Origin of the sequence: Exiguobacterium sp. s132, assembly GCF_018617235.1 — a bacterium.
GTDB classification, from domain to species: domain Bacteria; phylum Bacillota; class Bacilli; order Exiguobacteriales; family Exiguobacteriaceae; genus Exiguobacterium; species Exiguobacterium profundum.
In genome coordinates, this window is record NZ_JACSJU010000008.1 from 1 (window position 1) to 18,152 (window position 18,152).

An 18,152-nucleotide genomic window follows, 5' to 3' on the forward strand; every position below is an offset into this window, starting at 1 on the left:
GAAAGTAGTTGGGGGATCTCCCCCTGTGAGGATAGGACGTTGCCAGGCAACAACGCAGGACGACCGAGCATACGCTCGGTCGTTTTTTTACGTTCATAATGAAATCGAACTTCATATTCTGCTCGTTCACACGATGAAATTCCGAACAATTTTAATGTTATTTAAGTTAATGAACACAATTCTGAACTTTCTGAACATCGGGAATTGAATTGCACTTTTACGTTATACCTGTTACCATTACAGAAATATTTCGAAACAAAGATGTAGGTAGAACGAGAAAGGGGCCATCAATTTTTATGTGGGAAAATAAGTTTGCAAAAGAAGGTTTAACATTTGATGATGTATTACTCGTACCACGGTTTTCAAATGTTTTACCACGTGACGTTGATTTAAGCACGAAGCTCTGTGAAGGACTCGAATTAAATATTCCGATCATCAGTGCCGGTATGGATACCGTTACTGAAGCCCCAATGGCGATTGCTATGGCCCGTCAAGGTGGTTTAGGTGTCATTCACAAGAATATGTCGATGGAAATGCAGGCTGAGCACGTCGATCGCGTAAAGCGCTCAGAAAATGGTGTCATCACAAACCCGTTCTATTTAACTCCAGACCGTCAAGTATACGATGCAGAATACTTGATGAGTAAGTATCGTATTTCGGGCGTCCCAATCGTCAACTCAGAAGATGAACGTCAATTGATTGGTATTTTAACGAATCGTGATCTTCGCTTCATCAAAGACTATTCGACGGTAATCAAAGATGTCATGACGACAGAGAACCTCATCACAGCAAAAGTGGGTACATCGCTTGAAGAAGCCGAGCGTATCCTTCATCAACATCGCATCGAGAAACTTCCACTTGTCGATGAGAACGGTGTATTAAAAGGTCTCATTACGACGAAAGATATCGAAAAGGTCGAACAGTTCCCGAACGCAGCAAAAGATAAGCAAGGTCGTCTTCTTGTCGCAGCTGCAGTCGGTGTGACGAAAGACGCAGCTTCACGTGCTCAAGTGTTGGTTGAAGCAGGTGTGGATGCATTGGTTATCGATACGGCACACGGTCACTCAGCTGGCGTACTTGAAAAGGTTCGTGAGTTACGTGATATGTTCCCATCCCTTCCAATCATCGCAGGGAACGTGGCAACAGCAGAAGCGACGCGTGCATTGATTGAAGCAGGAGCATCCGTCATTAAAGTTGGGATTGGACCAGGCTCGATCTGTACGACACGTGTCGTCGCAGGTGTCGGTGTTCCGCAAATCACAGCAGTCTATGATTGCGTGATGGAAGCGAAAGAGCACGGTGTCTCAGTCATCGCTGACGGTGGAATTAAGTACTCTGGTGATATCGTCAAAGCCATCGCCGCTGGAGCCAATGCAGTCATGCTCGGAAGCTTGCTTGCGGGTGTGAAAGAGAGCCCAGGTGAAATGGAAATCTATCAAGGTCGTCAATTCAAGACATACCGTGGTATGGGATCAGAAGCATCGATGAAACGCGGAAGCCAAGATCGTTACTTCCAAGAAGCAGACAAAAAATTCGTTCCTGAAGGTATCGAAGGTCGCGTCGCGTATCGCGGTGAACTGGCTGACACGGTCTATCAATTGATCGGTGGTCTTCGTTCAGGTATGGGGTATTGCGGCGCTGCCGACATTCGTGCCCTTCGTGAAGATACACAGTTCATTCGTATGACAGGTGCTGGACTCCAAGAGAGCCACCCACACGATGTCAACATTACAAAAGAAGCACCAAACTATTCACGTTAATGAAAAAGCCGCCATCCTGTTCACTCAGGATGGCGGTTCTTTATTTGCGTTTCTCGACTAAAATGACGGTACCTCCCTGATCTTGAGCAGGAAGTGAGACGGTCACCTTCCCGTCTTTTTGAACAGTGTATGATTTGCCGCTATAGCGGTCAATCAAAATAGTCTTCGCCTTATACGACGTCTTAAATGAAACGGTTTGTGCTTTCTCTTTCGTGTTCAATCCGACGAGAACGGACTGTTTGCCGTAGGCCCGCTCAAAAATCGAGTAACCAGAATTGGCATTCACAGAGACGGATGATCGTGTTCCTTTACTGAATACGTGAGAATAGTCTGCACGGATATTCAATAGTTTTTGGTAATGCGTATGCATCGCTTTCCCTTCTCCTTTGACACGTGACCAGTCAAAGTCATAGCGGTTCTCATTGAACTCACCTTTATCCATATCCCCTGCATGTTTCCCAGATTGCCCGACTTCTTCTCCGTAATAGATGACCGGTTGACCTTTGGCCGTAATCTGAAGGGCGGCAGCGACCATTTGCTTACCTGTGTCTCCATCTGCGCGCGAGACGAGGAATCCATCTTCGTCGTGGCTACTTAAGAATTGTCCAAGCGTTGCTTCATTCGATAATTGGTTATTCCGATATTGGAGCGATTTTTCTACATCTTCAATGTTGCCGTTTACGAATCGCTCGGCCTGGTATTTAAAATCGAAGTCGAGCAAGGAATCCATTTGTCCACTCCGCAGATAACCGCCTGTATTGTTGATGCTGGCTCCATAGTGTTCGCCGATGAGTTTGAAATCTGGCTTGATTGTTGTCAGCTCATTTTTGAATGATTTCCACGTCGTTGAATCTACATGTTTGACCGTATCGACACGGAAATAGTCGATCGTATTTCCTTTTTTCGTTTTCGAACGTTTGATCCAATCCGTCTGCCATTTGACCAATTGCTCCCGCACGGCCGCTTCCTCGGTCTTGAAATCAGGAAGACCAGATAAGGACATTCTGAGGTCGTCCCCATCGACCGGATTCTCGCGAATCATGCCATCGAATACTTGTCGTTCTGCATCCGTCGGGAAATTCGTGACGGCTGAACTTGCACCTGGTTCCATGCCGTAGCCTGGATGGTTCAAGACGACATCGACCATAATTTTGATGCCACGCTTATGCGCCTCGTCAATCAATTTATGGAATGCGGCCATATCTCCAAGGTGTTCATCAAGTTTTTCAAAGTTTTTCGCCCAATATCCGTGATAGCCATATTGAGACCCATCTTTCCCATAACGCAAATCCCAATCGATGTTATCCACAATCGGTGTAATCCAGATTGTATTGATGCCTAAGTCATCTAAATAATCGAGTTTTTTTGTGACACCCGCAAAGTCTCCACCATGGTACGATTCCAGATGGTCTTTATCATAGTACTCACGGTTCGGATTATCATTGGACACATCCCCGTTATAGAAGCGGTCGGTTAGCATGAAGTAGATTCGTGCCTCATCCCAATCAAATGCTTGTTTCTCTTTCATCGATTTCGGAACGACACGGATGGTGGTCTTCGAGCGATGGACATTTCCATACTGGTCGACGGCTGTGACAGAGAGCGTCTTGTTTCCTGGTTTGATCGTATCTTTCACCGCAATGGTTTGAGCATTCAATGCACGGTCGATGTGCAACTTAGCGGGTCCTCCGAGAGGTCGTGCATCGATATAGAGTTCACGAAGCGTCACTCCCTTCGGTAAGGTTGGTTTTACCCGTAGGACGGCATTTTCTCTGGAGCTAATCGCTTTTGGACTGACTGAAGAAGTGAGTTTGACGGTCGGTTGGCGATACTCGATTTGAGAAGCCTCAAAGTACGGATCCTTCACTTCAGTCGTCACCCCGTCTTTTGTGACGAGGTACGTGTAATCATGAACGCCTTCAGGCAAACGCACTGTGTGGCGGAACCATTCGTTTTCAGGCTCATACGTCATCGGATAAGTTTCATCATTGATTTTGAGTGCGACCTGTTCGATTTCATTCATTTTTCCGGATTCATAGAGTGCTACATCGCGGTAGAAGAAACTGATCCCGTCTGTACCGTACACTGGTCCGTTGACTGTCGGAACTTGATGGAACACACCTTTGCCGCTTTCGACGAGGACCTTCGTGACACGGTCTTCTCCGAGCGTGACGTATCTGTCTTCTCCGTATGCGTCCTTCACAGCCCAATCCGTTCCTTTTCGGATCACAAATCCGACTTTGGTGGCGTCTTGGCCAACGGGGATTCGGAAGATGGCCCCGTCCTCCGTGATACGATACGGGTCAACTTGGCCGTCTTTTTTACCGGTGCTCCACGTCCACAAGTTCCAATCCGTATAATCTCCATCCGCGCGGACATACTTCATCTCGATATAACGAGTCGTTTCCCATGGATCGGCGAGCTTGGTTGCCGTTTTGAACGAAGTCGTCAAGGCAGGGAGTGACGTGTTGGAAATCGTCCCTGTCACCGCATCCGCTGGGATGGTCGCCGTATATGACGTGTCGAGTGCGAGTGCCTCTTTCGGCTGAAGTGTCACGGTCGAACCGTTCGTTGTCACGTCGACCGGGATTTTTGTCTCTCCTTGTTGAAGCGTGACTGCTTCAGTATCGAGACGGACAGGTTCGTTGAACGTCCATGTGATTGGGGTAGACACATCCACGTCGATCGAGGATGAAGCCGGGGTCACCGAAACGACCTCAAGCTGATCAATCGTCTCCACCCCATTTAACGTGACCGGGGCACTATATACGGATTGCGTCGACGGAGTAGCAGCGACGTTCCAGCTGTTCGCCAGTTGGTTGGCCGCGTTACTTGGAATCGTATCGAATGCACCATGCTCTCCTGCATTATTGCCGCTCAATACAGTCAAGGCACGAACTTGGTCTCCATTGTTTAGCCCGAGTAAGGATAATGGAATCTTTCCTTCGAATCCTTTCGTCCGGTCCACTGCGAAAGCCGCACCGTTCAATTGGTTCAATTGTAAGAGTGGGGTATCCTGTCCGGCCTTATAAAGGGCGGCCTCTTTGACTTTTTGATCGCCATCGACACGAACGAGAACATGATATTGAGGTGCCTTGTCGACGCCTGTAAAGTCGAATGGGTATCCGAGTGGATTTTCAGAGACGCCAGAATCTTCATCGTTAATTTGAAGGGCGATGTTAATGTATTGTCCGTTGTCGCCCCAATTCGGGACATTGTTCGCATCTACATAAAAATAAAGATGTTGAGCATCGTTTTGTATGTATAAATCACCGACATCAAATCCTTGCCAACCCGTAGCCGGGGAAGTCGCAAGGGCTGGGATCGAGCTCCAGTCTGTTTTCAATCCATCAATCGTCATCATGGTCGGTTCGGCCAATGCGTTCATCGGGACACCGGCTTGAATGAGTAATGCTCCGGAAAGGATCAGCGTTGAAGCCTGACGAGCGGTTGTTTTTTTCATGAGGCACCTCTTCCTGTCAAATGGATTTGCACACTTTTATGCAAACGTTTTCAAAAATAGTTTATCGGAACTTGAAAGCGCTAACAATATGTTTTTGAAAAAATAATAAACCGCCTCTCCTATTCTGAAAGGAGAAGCGGTCAAGAGGATGAGGCGACAAGCTTCCCTTTTACAATCAGGCGCTCTGTCGTATCGAACGTACACGTGATTAACGTGATGGTTGGGGTTGAGGTGACATCTAATACATCGACTCGTTCAGGAGAAACGGTTTCAAGCGAAGTGACTACATACTCGTACGTTTGCGTTTCATCTTGAAGGTAGATCGTGGCACCGACCTCGATTTCATGGAGCGGTCCGAATAGGGCAGTTGCTCGTTGTAGGTAGTGGCCGGCGAGCGCGTAGTTCCCTTTGCCCATCTCTTGTTCAGGATGCATCGTTCCGGTGCCTACCGCGAGACTTTCATTGTCCAAGCCTTTCATGATGGGAAGTTTCAGTGAGACATCGGGAATTGAAATCACGCCGATTGTCGGCAAATTATGAAACCGATTGCGCGCTTGTAGGACGTCCGATACAGAGAGTGGACTGACGGCTTTAAAATCATAACTTGGATCAAATTCGCTCTCTTCTTGAAATTCCATCTGTTCCACCACGTATTCACTCGTCGAACTAGCAATGGCATTTTTCCAAATCGGACTCGTCAAAAAGAGGGTGCCGCTCCCAATGAGTAAAAGTCCGATGAGCCACCGGATACGTCGATTCATGACTTCCCTCCTTTTGAAACTTCCCACGCAAGCATCAACTGAACGATCACGTCAGGTAAAGTCGACTCAGACAAATGCGCAAACCCGAACAGAAATTGCTTGTGGGAGTCCGGATGCACGATACGATAGTCGTTCATGGATTTAATGGCGATTCCGGCGGATTCGGCGGACCGCTTCAATTCTTGCTCTGTTCGCTCGGTCGCGATGGTCAACACGACGTGCAATCCGGCACTTGCTCCGGTCACGGTGACGGTCGGTTCGAATGGTCGGAAGGCGGAGAGGACACTTTCTAACTTACGACGGTATATTTTTCGCATCCGGTTCAAATGCTTCTCAAAGTCACCGCTCGACATGAATAAGGCCAACGTCTGTTGTTCGAACCGGGGAACGCTACAGGTGAAATACTGGTGTCGTTCCCGGTAACGGTTTAACAAGGGTGTCGGTAAGACCATATAGCCGATGCGTAAGGATGGCATGAGAGATTTTGAAAACGTACTGATATAGATAACCCGTTCGTTCGGGTCCATGCTCTGCAGTGACGGAATCGGCTTGCCGCTATAGCGAAACTCGCTGTCGTAATCGTCTTCGATGATATACGTCTGATGGACGAGTGCCCAATTTAACAAACGTTGCCTTCGACTGACAGACAGGACGGTCCCTGTCGGAAATTGATGAGCAGGTGTGGCATATAGTGCATCGATTGCATGACGCTCGAGCTCATTCACACAAACACCACTATCGTCTACGGGAATAGGAATCGATGTGCGTCCTTGTTGTTCGAACAACAATCGCGTGAGCGGATAACCAGGGTCTTCGATCCCGAAGATAGACGAGTCCGGTAATAGATTCAAGAGTTGTGGCAACAGCTGTTCCGTACCGGACCCGACGATGATCTGTTCTGGTGAGCACTGTACGCCACGGGAGTGATAAAGATATGTGGCGATTTCTTGGCGTAATTCTAGATCTCCTTGAACAGAACCTAACGCAAGTAATTCATGATTCACGTCATCGACGACATGTTTGATGTGTCGCTTCCATCGTTCAAACGGGAAGGCAGTCGTGTCGATTTGACTCGGGGAAACATCATAATCATATGTCTTTCGCTGAGGGGCTGGTGTGATGGTACTACTCGAGCGCCGGACGTACAGTTCCTCTTGAGGTAACACATAAAATCCTTTTCGAGGAATGGACTCGATGTATCCTTCGGCGAGTAACTGGGCATACGCGAACTCGACCGTGGTCTGCGAGACATCTAAAAATTGAGAGAGCTTACGCTTTGAAGGTAATTTGGTTCCTGTCTTTAACGTATCGTCGAGGATGGCATCCCGAATGTGCTTATACAATTGCTCGTAAAGCGGGATGGACGATTCTTGATCAAGCGATAAGGTAAGCATATCCATGGTGTGACGTTCCTTTCTTTACGAACCAAAAAAGAAGTAGAGCATAAACCCAAGAATGATGATGAAAGAGACAATCCCGGGTGTCCCGAATGAGGCACGATGATCCCCATCAAACGAATCGCGGTTTAACATACGTATTCCTCCTTTATACTTCAACAGGTTCGTGATAGATGAAATAGAGTCCTTTATTTAAAACTGACCACTTTAAATAATGAGAAACTGGCACTTTTAATATAGTCAATTCAACTTATACTAGCAAGTAGAACACGAATCAATGGAGGGATTTCAATGGAAAAGAGACAAGTAGGGACAGATAAAGTAAAACGTGGGATGGCTGAAATGCAAAAAGGTGGCGTCATCATGGACGTCATCAACGCTGAACAGGCGAAAATCGCTGAAGCTGCCGGTGCTGTGGCTGTCATGGCGCTCGAACGTGTACCATCAGATATCCGTAAAATGGGTGGCGTTGCCCGTATGGCTGACCCGACAATCATCGAAGACGTCATGGGGGCAGTATCTGTGCCGGTTATGGCAAAATGCCGGATCGGGCATATCGCTGAAGCACGTGTCCTCGAGTCGATGGGGGTCGACTTCATTGACGAGAGCGAAGTGTTGACACCAGCCGACGAAGAGTTCCACTTGTACAAGCGCGACTATACGGCGCCGTTCGTATGTGGAGCACGCGACCTCGGTGAAGCAGCCCGCCGTATCGGTGAAGGGGCAGCGATGATTCGTACAAAAGGGGAGCCGGGAACAGGGAACATCGTCGAAGCGGTTCGTCATATGCGTACAGTACAAGCTCAAGTGAAACGTCTCTTGTCGATGAGCGTAGATGAGGTCATGACAGAGGCGCGCGACCTCGGTGCACCGTTTGAAGTATTGATGCAAATCCGTGAAGTGGGCCGTCTGCCGGTCGTAAACTTCGCAGCAGGTGGAATCGCGACACCAGCGGATGCTGCCTTGATGATGCACCTCGGGGCAGATGGAGTCTTTGTCGGATCTGGTATTTTCAAAGCGGAGAACCCAGAAAAATTTGCACGTGCCATTGTAGAAGCAACAACGTATCACGATGACTATGAGCGAATCGCACACTTGTCAAAAGGATTGGGTGAGGCGATGAAAGGACTCGACGTCCGCACACTCAAAGAAGAAGAACTCATGGCACCACGAGGCTGGTAAGATGGTAACGATTGGCGTATTAGGAATGCAAGGTGCGATTCGTGAGCATGTTCGCATGCTGGAAGCGCTCGGTGCTCGAACCGTTGTCGTTCGCTCGGTAGAAGACTTGGAGTCAATTGACGGACTCGTGTTACCAGGTGGAGAGAGCACGGCAATGCGTCGACTACTCGATCGTTATGGATTACTTGAACCACTTCGAGAGACGGAAACGTTACCAATGTTCGGCACATGTGCCGGCATGATTCTTCTCGCGAACGAAGTCGAAGGGTATGACGCCCACTTGAAGAAAATCCCGATGACAGTGAAACGCAATGCGTTCGGACGTCAGGTCGACAGTTTTGAAGTCGACCTTCCAGTGAAAGGGATCGATGAGCCAGTCGAAGCGGTCTTTATTCGTGCCCCACAAGTGGCACGTGTCGAACCGGAAGTAGATGTGCTCGCTGAAGTGGAGGAAGCGATTGTGGCGGTCCGTTACAATCAGTATCTGGCTTGCTCGTTCCATCCCGAATTGACGGATGACCTCTCGTTACATCGCTATTTTATCGAGATGGTCAAAGCGAATCAGAGTCAACATGTATAAGTTTGAGGGACCTCGCAAAAAGGGGGTCCTTCAAACTTATTTTTTGTTACACTGAACAAAGAAGCGTACAGAAAGGGGAAACGATGTGAAGGCCCGTTATTTCATCATATTGCTCACTGTCGTATTCGTCATACAGACCATGTTGCCATCGGCTGCCTCTGCGGCCGCTCCGAAAGTGGATGCAGCAAGCGCGATGCTTGTAGACGTGACGACAGGACAAGTTCTATTTGCCAAACAAGAAGATTCGATGCTTCAGCCGGCTTCAATCACGAAGCTGATGACTGCATTTTTGACGCGTGAGGCGATTCAGGCAGGGAAACTCAGTTGGACACAAGAAATCACACCGAGCGATGCTGCTTTGGCGTTGACGAGAAAGCCGGGGTTGGCACGAATCCCGCTGTTAAATAAACCATATACCGTCAAAGAATTATACGATGCCGCGTTGATTCGTTCAGCGAATGAAGCGGCCGTAACGCTCGGGGAGGCCGTATCCGGTTCGGAAGAGGCATTCGTCAAAGAGATGAATCGCCGGGCTGATGAATTAGGGATGACGCAAACGACGTTCGCGAACGCCTCAGGACTCGATTCTGAATCCGCTGGCCTACCGGGAGACAACTTGACGTCTGCTAAGGACTTGATGAAGCTCGCGATCGCGTATTTGACGACGTATCCGGAAGTGCTCGACGTGACGAAGCGGGCATACGTGGACGTCGACGGTGTTCGATTTGATGCGACGAATCGCATGCTCGCTAATCGTGACCTCGCTTATCCGGGAATGCTCGGCTTCAAGACAGGCACGACGAATGAGGCGGGATATTGTTTCATCGGCGTATCCACACGGGATGGGCGTACCGTTTTGTCGGTCGTCCTCGGTGCAACATCGGACGAGGGACGTTATGCAGCAACGAAAGCGCTACATGATTATGCTTATGCGGATTTCGTCATGACCCCAATCTTGCGGATGGGGGAGACAATCTCCAAGATGGCAACGGTCTCTCAAGGCGAGGAAGAGCAAGTCGCGGTCCGGACGACAAACGATTTTGAGGTGTTGGTTGAAAAAGGAAAACCCGTACCGGAGCCCGAATATGATCTGCTTGATTTAGAGGCTCCGATTAAGGCTGACACACAGGCAGGCATGGTCACCATCGATTCTTCGGAGAACGTACGCTATTTAGAGGGAGAGGCTCCTCCTAAGATGGCACTTGTTACAGCGGAGTCGGTCGATACCGCCTCGTTCTTGACGAGAATAACACGAGCTTTTTTGGATTTCCTCGATCAAATCCGACTCGCACTTGGAAAAATCAGTCTTGTCGAACAAGTTGAGATGTTGTAAAGTAAGATTAATTCAATGACAGATGCGATGATGAGAATAAGTACGTTACGTACGTCTACTGACAGAGAGCTAGTGGTTGGTGCAAACTAGTGAGATGACGTGACCGAATCGGCCTCGGAGCATTGACTTGGAAACAAGTCACGTTCGCACACGTTACGTGCATCGAGTGGCTCAAACATTTGGGCAACGAGGGTGGCAACGCGGATCCAAGGTGGTTCGTCCCTTTCCTACGGGAAAGGGACGTGCCACCTTTTTTATATGAAAAAGGAGGAATAGCAATGTTAGACATTAAACGTTTGCGACAGGATTTTGAAGGGATTAAAGAAAAGTTAGCTCACCGGGGGGAAGACTTGAGTGCACTTGACCGCTTCCCACAACTAGAGGAGAAACGTCGCGACTTGATCAACGAAGTCGAAGTGAAGAAAGCGAAGCGCAACGAAGCGACAAAACAGATCGCTGAATTGAAGCGGAACAAAGAAGATGCCGAAGGTCCGATTTTAGAGACACGTCGCCTCGGCGATGAAATCAAACTGTTGGACGAAGAGTTACGCGAAGTTGAGGCAGAACTCAACTTGATTTTACTCAGCATCCCAAATATCCCGCACGAATCAACACCAATCGGCGAAACGGAAGACGACAACGTGACGATTCGCGAAATCGGGACAAAGCCTGAGTTTGATTTCGAGCCTAAGCAACATTGGGACGTGATGGAAGATCTTCAAATCGTCGATGTCGAGCGCGCTGGAAAAGTAACAGGTAGCCGCTTCGTCTTCTATAAAGGATTAGGCGCTCGCTTAGAACGTGCCCTCATCAACTTTATGATGGACCTTCATTCAGATGAGCATGGGTACGCTGAAGTGTTACCTCCTTACATGGTCAATCGAGATTCGATGACAGGAACGGGTCAGCTTCCTAAATTTGAAGAGGATGCATTTAAAGTAGCGGATACGAACTACTTCCTCGTTCCGACTGCTGAAGTACCGGTCACGAACATGCACCGTGAAGAAATTCTTCCGGAAACACAACTTCCAATCGCGTATACTGCATATAGTGCAAACTTCCGTTCTGAAGCTGGGTCAGCGGGACGTGACACACGTGGATTAATTCGTCAGCACCAATTCAATAAAGTCGAGCTCGTCCGTTTCGTAAAACCGGAAGAGTCTTATGAGCAATTGGAACTGTTGACAGGTCATGCTGAAGAAGTCTTAAAACGTCTAGGCCTTCCTTATCAAGTGCTCAGCATGTGTACGGCAGATCTCGGATTCACTGCCGCGAAAAAATACGATATTGAAGTATGGATGCCGGCACAAGGGGTCTATCGTGAAATCTCGTCTTGCTCAAACTTTGAAGATTTCCAAGCGCGTCGTGCGGGAATTCGTTTCCGTCGTGACGCCAATGCGAAACCTGAGTTTGTGCATACGTTGAACGGTTCAGGTTTGGCGGTCGGACGAACGGTCGCAGCGATTCTTGAAAATTATCAACAAGCGGATGGATCGGTCGTGATTCCAGAAGTTCTTCGTCCTTACATGGGTGGAAAAGAAAAGATTGAAATGCCGAACTAAACGCTTGAGCAGCCTCGATTTTGAGGCTGCTCAATTTTTTTAATGTTTTTTCACAAAAGGGTTTGACATCTGTCTCTTCAGTTGGTACTATAAATCATGTCGAGCGACACTGTTGCTCACGAATTGCATATGAGCTTTGGAGGTGTACCCAAGTGGTTTAAGGGAACGGTCTTGAAAACCGTCAGGGGTGTAACAGCCTGCGTGGGTTCGAATCCCACCACCTCCTCCATTTCTTTTTTGGAGGCTCACACAATTTTATATCTTTTGGAGGTGTACCCAAGTGGTTTAAGGGAACGGTCTTGAAAACCGTCAGGGGTGTAATAGCCTGCGTGGGTTCGAATCCCACCACCTCCTCCACTTTCTTTTTTTTACACTTTTTTAGGCCTGGAGTTGTACCCAAGTCCGGCTGAAGGGGACGGACTCGAAATCCGTTAGGAGTCGCAAGGCTCGCGTGGGTTCGAATCCCACCAACTCCGCTTTCAATCGGGCATCTGCAGAGGCAGATGCATTTTTTGTATCCACAGACATAAGCGCTGTGGATTTTTTTATGCACAAAAAGAAGGATTACGCTTTCGTTGGCGCAATCCTTCTATTGATTATCTCACTTTTGCTTCGCGTGCAATCGTGAGTTGCTTTTCAATTTTCTCAAGAATGAGTTCGACTGAATCTGGGTCGTTGATGAGGTCATACTCTTCGATCGAGAGACGCAATACCGGGCACAGGTTGAAGTTGTTGATCCATTCTGTGTAGCGGGTGTACATCTCTTCCCAATAAGCGATTGGTGTTTGCTGTTCCATCTCGCGACCGCGCATCTGAATGCGTTCGAGTACTTGTTCGAACGAACCTTCAAGATAGATTAATAGATCCGGGTGCGGGAAGAACGGTGTCAACACCATTGCCTCGAACAAACTAGAATACGTTTCGTAGTCTGTTGGTGACATCGTCCCTTTTTCATAGTGCATCTTGGCGAAGATGCCTGTATCTTCATAGATTGAACGATCTTGGATGAAGCCGCCACCGTATTGGAAGATTTTCTTCTGTTCTTTAAAACGTTCTGCCAAGAAGTAAATTTGAAGATGGAAGCTCCAACGTTCGAAATCATGATAGAATTTATCGAGGTAAGGGTTGGTATCTACTTTTTCGAGAGACGTTCGGAAATTCAATGCATCGGCTAACGAATTGGTGATCGTTGATTTCCCGATCCCGACCATTCCCCCGATTGTAATGATTGTATCGTTCGGGATGTTATATTTATCAATCAGCTTCATTTTATTTGGGCTCCTTTAGTTAATTCTAATTCACGCTCAATCGTTTTTAGGACATGAGTCAAGTCGTCCGGATTGTGTACAAAGTCGAGTTCATCCCCACTGAACGAGAGAATCTTCACTTCTGGATGGGCCGCGCGATACGATTCAACAAACGTCTCATAGTCGTGAGCAAGTTGTTCGAGGTAATCACGAGACATATTTTCTTCCACTTCACGTCCACGCAAGGCGACTCGTTTCATTAATGTCTCAATGCTGGCATGTAAGTAAATGACGACATCAGGTTTCGGCATATCATGTGTCAAAATCTTATAAATCTGCTCGTACTTGTTCAAGTGTGCCGGTTTCAGCGAACGGTGAGCAAAAATCAAGTTTTTGAAAATATGATAGTCCGAAACGACGGATTGTTGCTGACTCAAGTGGTGTTTGTGAATATCATCCAACTGCTTGAATCGATTGCACAAGAAGAACATTTCCGTTTGGAAACTCCATTCTTCGATATCTTCATAAAACTTGCCGAGAAATGGGTTCTCTTCTACAATTTCATTCAGCATCTGCATCGAGAAATGCTGACTGATGATATGGGCCAGTGATGTTTTCCCGACACCAATCGGTCCTTCTACCGTTATAAACATATGATGTCATCCTCCATTATCCAAAGTGCAAGTTCCATTCTAGCACACAATACGAGCGATATGGCGAGGGATTTGATTTTCATTTTTTTTCATAGTTTTAAATAAGAAATGAGGTGAATCGATGGAACGTGATGAGCGATTTATGCAGTTGGCCATCGAAGAAGCAAAGAAAGCAGAAGCCATTGGCGAGGTGCCGATTGGTTGTGTGATCGTGAAGGGAGACCAGGTGATCGCAACCGGGCACAATCGTCGTGAGACGGATCGATTGGCGGCAGCACACGCCGAGCTGATTGCGATTGAAACGGCCAATGAGACACTAGGGAATTGGCGATTAGAAGACTGCGAACTATACGTTACCCTTGAACCGTGTCCGATGTGTGCGGGCGCAATCGTGTTGTCTCGCGTGAAACGTGTCATTTTCGGTGCCCACGACCCGAAAGGTGGATGTTGTGGGACGTTGATGAACTTGGTGCAGGATGAGCGGTTCAATCACCAAGCCGAAGTGACAGAAAATGTTTTAGCAGAAGAATGTGGACAGCTCCTGACAGATTTCTTCCGAGCGCTTCGAGAAAGGAAGAAACAAGAACGACTCAATCAGAGAGGTTGCAACCCAATCGATTAAACAGTATAATGTAATAGCACTCGAGGTAGTGCCTAATTTCATTTACCCATTTGCCGTGCTAGGTGGGGAGGTAGCGGTGCCCTGTCACTCGCAATCCGCTGTAGCGAGACTGAATCCCGATTCGAGGGAGTGCGCTGGTGTGGTCTGCCTTATGTAAGTGGCGTTGACGTCTGAGTCCTGCGCAACGGTCACCCATGAACCAGGTCAGGTCCGGAAGGAAGCAGCCTTAAGTGGTGACGTACCGTGTGCCGCAGGGGTGCTTGGGCTGAGCAAACTGCATGAGTAACGCATGTTGACGTGCTTTCAGAAATCGGTGCGCGGCAGATTTATTTTATAACTTCAATCTATGGCCCCCGGGCTGTAGATTTTTTTGTATGATGAGATAGAGAAGAACAGTAGGGAAGGAGGCGAACTCATGGCGTATCAAGCGTTATATCGTGTATATAGACCTCAATCGTTTCAAGAGGTCGTCGGTCAAGTCCATATCACACGTACGATTCAAAATGCTCTGTTAGAGGAGCGGATGTCACATGCGTACCTATTTTCCGGCCCACGTGGAACGGGGAAGACGAGTTTGGCGAAAATCATTGCCAAGGCAATCAACTGTGAAAGCGCGCCGACACGTGAACCATGTAACACCTGTCCGACGTGTATCGCCATCACGGAAGGGACGAGTCCCGACGTGTTTGAAATTGATGCCGCATCGAACAACGGGGTTGACGAAATTCGGGAGATTCGAGACAAAGTCAAATATCCGCCGTCCCAAGGGCGTTACAAAGTATACATCATTGATGAAGTGCATATGTTATCGACCGGTGCATTCAACGCGTTGTTAAAGACGCTTGAGGAACCACCGGCACATGCGATATTCATCTTGGCCACGACAGAACCACATAAAATTCCGGCCACGATCATTTCCCGCTGTCAGCGATTCGATGTCAAAAGACATGAAGTGAGTCAATTGCAAACGCGGATGGCCTATATTTTGAACGACCAAGACCATGACTATGACCCGGAAGCATTGAAGCTCATCGCACGTGCTGCCGATGGCGGGATGCGGGATGCCCTCAGCTTACTCGATCAGGCGCTCGCATTCAGTGATGAGCGGTTGACGGAAGAAGCAGTGTTAGAAGTCACGGGTGCCGTGACGGATGAAACATTGCTCGACATGGCGTATGGTCTCCAACGGAAAGAATTAAATGCCATTTTGAGTACGCTTGAATTGATGTTACGTGAAGGGAAGGACTTGAAACGTTTCATCGAAGATTTAGTGTTCGTTCATCGGGATGCGTTACTCTTGAAAGCATCTCCACAAGCAGCTGACTTATTGGAACGTGCTCGTCCGACTGACGAGTTTCGTCAGTTCGTCGAAGCGACTTCAACGGATGAATTGTTCCAAGTGATTGAAGAGCTCAATGATTGCCAACAGCAGATGAGGTTATCTAACCATCCGAAAGTGTTGGTGGAGTTAACATTCATCCGGATCGCGGAACAAGGCCGTACAATTAGTGAGCAAATGACACAACTACAAGATCAAGTGCGTGAACTGAGCCGTGAATTAAATGAAGTGAAGAAGAATGGTGTTGTCGTGACAGGTGGAGAAGCAGAAAAGCCGAAGCCTGCTCCGAAACGGACACAAATCCGGGTGCCTAAAGAACGGATTCGCCAACTCTTGCAACGGGCCGAACGGCAGCATTTGAATGCGATTCGCGACAGCTGGGGAGATATCATGACGAATATTCGGATACAAGATGGTCCGATTTTCGCTCTCTTCTATGAAAGTGAAGCTGTCCTTTGTGCAAGTGACACCTTACTGGTACAATTTAAAGATGGAATGACATGGCACTATGAACAAGTGAGTTCAAATGGTCGTACGCGCGATGTGATTGAACAGGCGTTATTCGAAGTGACGGGGATTCGTCGCGAAATCATGGCGGTGCTTGAGACGGATTGGAATGAACTAAAAAATGAGTTCATCCTTCAAAAACAAGCAGAACGAACGGAACAAGTCGAAGAGCCGGAAACCGAGGATCCGCTAGTTGCGCAGGCGATGGAACGTTTTGGCGATGTCGTTGAAATCGAAGAAACATAAGGGAGGCGCTCTGAATGCGTGGAATGGGAAACATGAACAACATGATGAAACAGATGCAAAAGATGCAAAAAGATATGGCGAAAGCTCAAGAGGAATTAAAAGAGTTATCGGTTGAAGGAACAGCGGGAGGCGGCATGGTGAAAGTTGTCGTCAGCGGTCATAAAGAAGTTTTAGACGTCATTATTGCTGAAGACGTTGTCGATCCGGACGATGTGGATATGTTACAAGATCTCGTCTTAGCAGCAATCAATGATGCAATGAAACAAGCGGATCAGCTTGTGAATGATAAGATGGGACGTTTCACACAAGGGATGAACCTCCCAGGCTTTTAAGTGAAGAAAGGATCGATGCGAGTTGCAATACCCTGAAGCCATTGGACGATTGATTGAGAGTTTTACGAAGTTACCTGGGATTGGACCGAAAACTGCGGTACGTTTAGCATTCCATGTATTAGATATGGAAGAAGACGATGTGTTGACGTTCGCGAAATCTCTCGTGAGTGCGAAGCGTGACATAAAGTATTGTACCGTGTGTGGCCACATCACAGATATTGATCCGTGTGCAATCTGCAAAGACTCACATCGGGATGAAACGGTGGTTTGTGTGGTTCAAGACTCAAGAGACGTGATTGCTATGGAGAAGATGCGGGAGTACAGAGGGAAGTATCATGTTCTTCATGGAGCCATTAGTCCAATGGAAGGGATTGGTCCAGAGGATATTAATGTTTCAAGTTTGCTGACACGTTTACAAGAGAACGAGTCGATTCAAGAAGTGATTTTAGCGACCAACCCGAACATTGAAGGGGAAGCGACTTCGATGTATTTATCGAGACTACTCAAACCGACGGGAATTCGCGTGACGCGTCTTGCCCATGGTTTACCAGTCGGTGGAGATTTGGAGTATGCGGATGAAGTGACATTATCTCGGGCGATGGAAGGTAGAAGAGAACTATGAAATGGTTTCGTAAGTCGTTAAGAGATGATTATGATCAACGACTACTGACTGAGTTGCTAGAAGCTAAGGCTAAGTTTGAATCGAAACGTCGGATTCTTGAAGTCAGCATAGAGGACACGGGAGAGCTAGCTGCTCAAGTGAAGCAAGCGGAAGCTCTCTACTTCTTCTATTTGAAAGAAGCAAAGAAGCGAAATGTTTCGTTATCGTCTCTTCGTTCTTAAGGCGACGCCAATGGCGCGCCTTCTTTATTTTTAGTCCTATATAATGAAAGAAAAAAATCGTTTTGGTTGAACAAATGAAGTTTTTATATATTTCTCTAATCTTTTTAACAAAAAGGGTTGCGTGGTTATTATTTTACTGATATATTAATAGACGTCGCCGAGATAAGCGACGAAGAAAACAAAAAATATTTTTAAAAAGTGGTTGACCTTTTGTTCTCCACTTGGTAAGATATTTAAGTCGCCAAGAGCGGCAGACGAACTTTGAAAACTGAACGATGAGGCAAAAAAAGTTTTACAATTTTTGAATGAAGCGCAAGCTTCGTCA

Annotated in this window: 15 protein-coding genes, 3 tRNA genes, 1 other RNA gene and 1 other annotated feature; of the genes, 14 read left to right on the forward strand and 5 right to left on the reverse strand. The window is 47.5% G+C overall.

Annotation, left to right across the window (positions count from 1 at the left end):
• Positions 1 to 296 precede the first annotated feature (296 nt).
• Positions 297 to 1,760: an IMP dehydrogenase gene (gene guaB, locus KNO78_RS15220; RefSeq protein WP_074035270.1), complete on the forward strand. Its 1,464-nt coding sequence runs from the start codon at positions 297 to 299 to the stop codon at positions 1,758 to 1,760.
• A gap of 40 nt (positions 1,761 to 1,800) precedes the next feature.
• Here guaB and KNO78_RS15225 read toward each other — a convergent pair whose 3' ends face one another.
• The 3 genes from KNO78_RS15225 to pdxR form a co-directional block, all read right to left on the reverse strand.
• On the reverse strand, positions 1,801 to 5,223 hold the full coding sequence (locus KNO78_RS15225; protein ID WP_214691697.1) for an alpha-amylase family glycosyl hydrolase: 3,423 nt from the start codon (positions 5,221 to 5,223) through the stop codon (positions 1,801 to 1,803).
• A 140-nt stretch (positions 5,224 to 5,363) separates the two neighbouring features.
• The gene (locus KNO78_RS15230; protein ID WP_214691698.1) at positions 5,364 to 5,984 is read right to left on the reverse strand and encodes a class A sortase; all 621 of its coding nucleotides are present in this window, start codon (positions 5,982 to 5,984) and stop codon (positions 5,364 to 5,366) included.
• Entirely contained in the window at positions 5,981 to 7,384 is a 1,404-nt protein-coding gene (gene pdxR / locus KNO78_RS15235) for a MocR-like pyridoxine biosynthesis transcription factor PdxR (RefSeq protein WP_214691699.1), read from the reverse strand. Before pdxR ends, KNO78_RS15230 begins: the two co-directional genes overlap by 4 nt.
• A 288-nt stretch (positions 7,385 to 7,672) precedes the next feature.
• Between pdxR and pdxS the strand changes: the two genes are divergently transcribed.
• The 7 genes from pdxS to KNO78_RS15270 all read left to right on the forward strand — a co-directional run bounded on the left by pdxS (position 7,673) and on the right by KNO78_RS15270 (position 12,514).
• Positions 7,673 to 8,563: a pyridoxal 5'-phosphate synthase lyase subunit PdxS gene (gene pdxS / locus KNO78_RS15240; RefSeq protein ID WP_214691700.1), complete on the forward strand. Its 891-nt coding sequence runs from the start codon at positions 7,673 to 7,675 to the stop codon at positions 8,561 to 8,563.
• A 1-nt stretch (position 8,564) separates the two neighbouring features.
• On the forward strand, positions 8,565 to 9,143 hold the full coding sequence (gene pdxT / locus KNO78_RS15245; protein WP_074035275.1) for a pyridoxal 5'-phosphate synthase glutaminase subunit PdxT: 579 nt from the start codon (positions 8,565 to 8,567) through the stop codon (positions 9,141 to 9,143).
• Between the two features lie 85 nt (positions 9,144 to 9,228).
• A complete protein-coding gene (locus tag KNO78_RS15250) occupies positions 9,229 to 10,476 on the forward strand; it encodes a D-alanyl-D-alanine carboxypeptidase family protein (protein WP_214691701.1) in 1,248 nt (415 codons plus the stop codon).
• Positions 10,477 to 10,494: 18 nt separating this feature from the next.
• Positions 10,495 to 10,703: a binding site (T-box leader), on the forward strand.
• Between the two features lie 51 nt (positions 10,704 to 10,754).
• The gene (gene serS, locus KNO78_RS15255; RefSeq protein WP_012727759.1) at positions 10,755 to 12,038 is read left to right on the forward strand and encodes a serine--tRNA ligase; all 1,284 of its coding nucleotides are present in this window, start codon (positions 10,755 to 10,757) and stop codon (positions 12,036 to 12,038) included.
• Positions 12,039 to 12,176: 138 nt separating this feature from the next.
• Positions 12,177 to 12,267, forward strand: a tRNA-Ser gene (locus KNO78_RS15260).
• 37 nt (positions 12,268 to 12,304) lie between these two features.
• Positions 12,305 to 12,395, forward strand: a tRNA-Ser gene (locus KNO78_RS15265).
• A 29-nt stretch (positions 12,396 to 12,424) separates the two neighbouring features.
• Positions 12,425 to 12,514, forward strand: a tRNA-Ser gene (locus tag KNO78_RS15270).
• Positions 12,515 to 12,634: 120 nt separating this feature from the next.
• Here the strand turns inward: KNO78_RS15270 and KNO78_RS15275 are convergent.
• Together KNO78_RS15275 and KNO78_RS15280 are read right to left on the reverse strand one after the other, a co-directional pair.
• The gene (locus tag KNO78_RS15275; protein ID WP_074035276.1) at positions 12,635 to 13,306 is read right to left on the reverse strand and encodes a deoxynucleoside kinase; all 672 of its coding nucleotides are present in this window, start codon (positions 13,304 to 13,306) and stop codon (positions 12,635 to 12,637) included.
• The gene (locus tag KNO78_RS15280; RefSeq protein WP_012727757.1) at positions 13,303 to 13,938 is read right to left on the reverse strand and encodes a deoxynucleoside kinase; all 636 of its coding nucleotides are present in this window, start codon (positions 13,936 to 13,938) and stop codon (positions 13,303 to 13,305) included. Before KNO78_RS15280 ends, KNO78_RS15275 begins: the two co-directional genes overlap by 4 nt.
• A 121-nt stretch (positions 13,939 to 14,059) precedes the next feature.
• Between KNO78_RS15280 and tadA the strand changes: the two genes are divergently transcribed.
• From tadA to KNO78_RS15310, 6 genes are all read left to right on the forward strand, one after another.
• On the forward strand, positions 14,060 to 14,560 hold the full coding sequence (tadA, locus tag KNO78_RS15285; protein WP_074035279.1) for a tRNA adenosine(34) deaminase TadA: 501 nt from the start codon (positions 14,060 to 14,062) through the stop codon (positions 14,558 to 14,560).
• A gap of 53 nt (positions 14,561 to 14,613) precedes the next feature.
• An RNA gene (gene ffs / locus KNO78_RS15290) (signal recognition particle sRNA large type) lies at positions 14,614 to 14,881 on the forward strand.
• A gap of 94 nt (positions 14,882 to 14,975) precedes the next feature.
• Positions 14,976 to 16,652 carry a DNA polymerase III subunit gamma/tau gene (dnaX, locus tag KNO78_RS15295; protein WP_074035280.1) on the forward strand — a complete coding sequence of 559 codons (1,677 nt, stop codon included), beginning with the start codon at positions 14,976 to 14,978 and terminating at the stop codon, positions 16,650 to 16,652.
• 14 nt (positions 16,653 to 16,666) lie between these two features.
• A complete protein-coding gene (locus tag KNO78_RS15300) occupies positions 16,667 to 16,984 on the forward strand; it encodes a YbaB/EbfC family nucleoid-associated protein (RefSeq protein WP_012727754.1) in 318 nt (105 codons plus the stop codon).
• Positions 16,985 to 17,006: 22 nt separating this feature from the next.
• On the forward strand, positions 17,007 to 17,606 hold the full coding sequence (gene recR / locus KNO78_RS15305; protein ID WP_012727753.1) for a recombination mediator RecR: 600 nt from the start codon (positions 17,007 to 17,009) through the stop codon (positions 17,604 to 17,606).
• Positions 17,603 to 17,827, forward strand: a complete 225-nt coding sequence (locus KNO78_RS15310; protein ID WP_031424056.1) for a YaaL family protein — start codon at positions 17,603 to 17,605, stop codon at positions 17,825 to 17,827. The genes recR and KNO78_RS15310 overlap by 4 nt, the downstream gene beginning before the upstream one ends.
• Positions 17,828 to 18,152 lie beyond the last annotated feature (325 nt).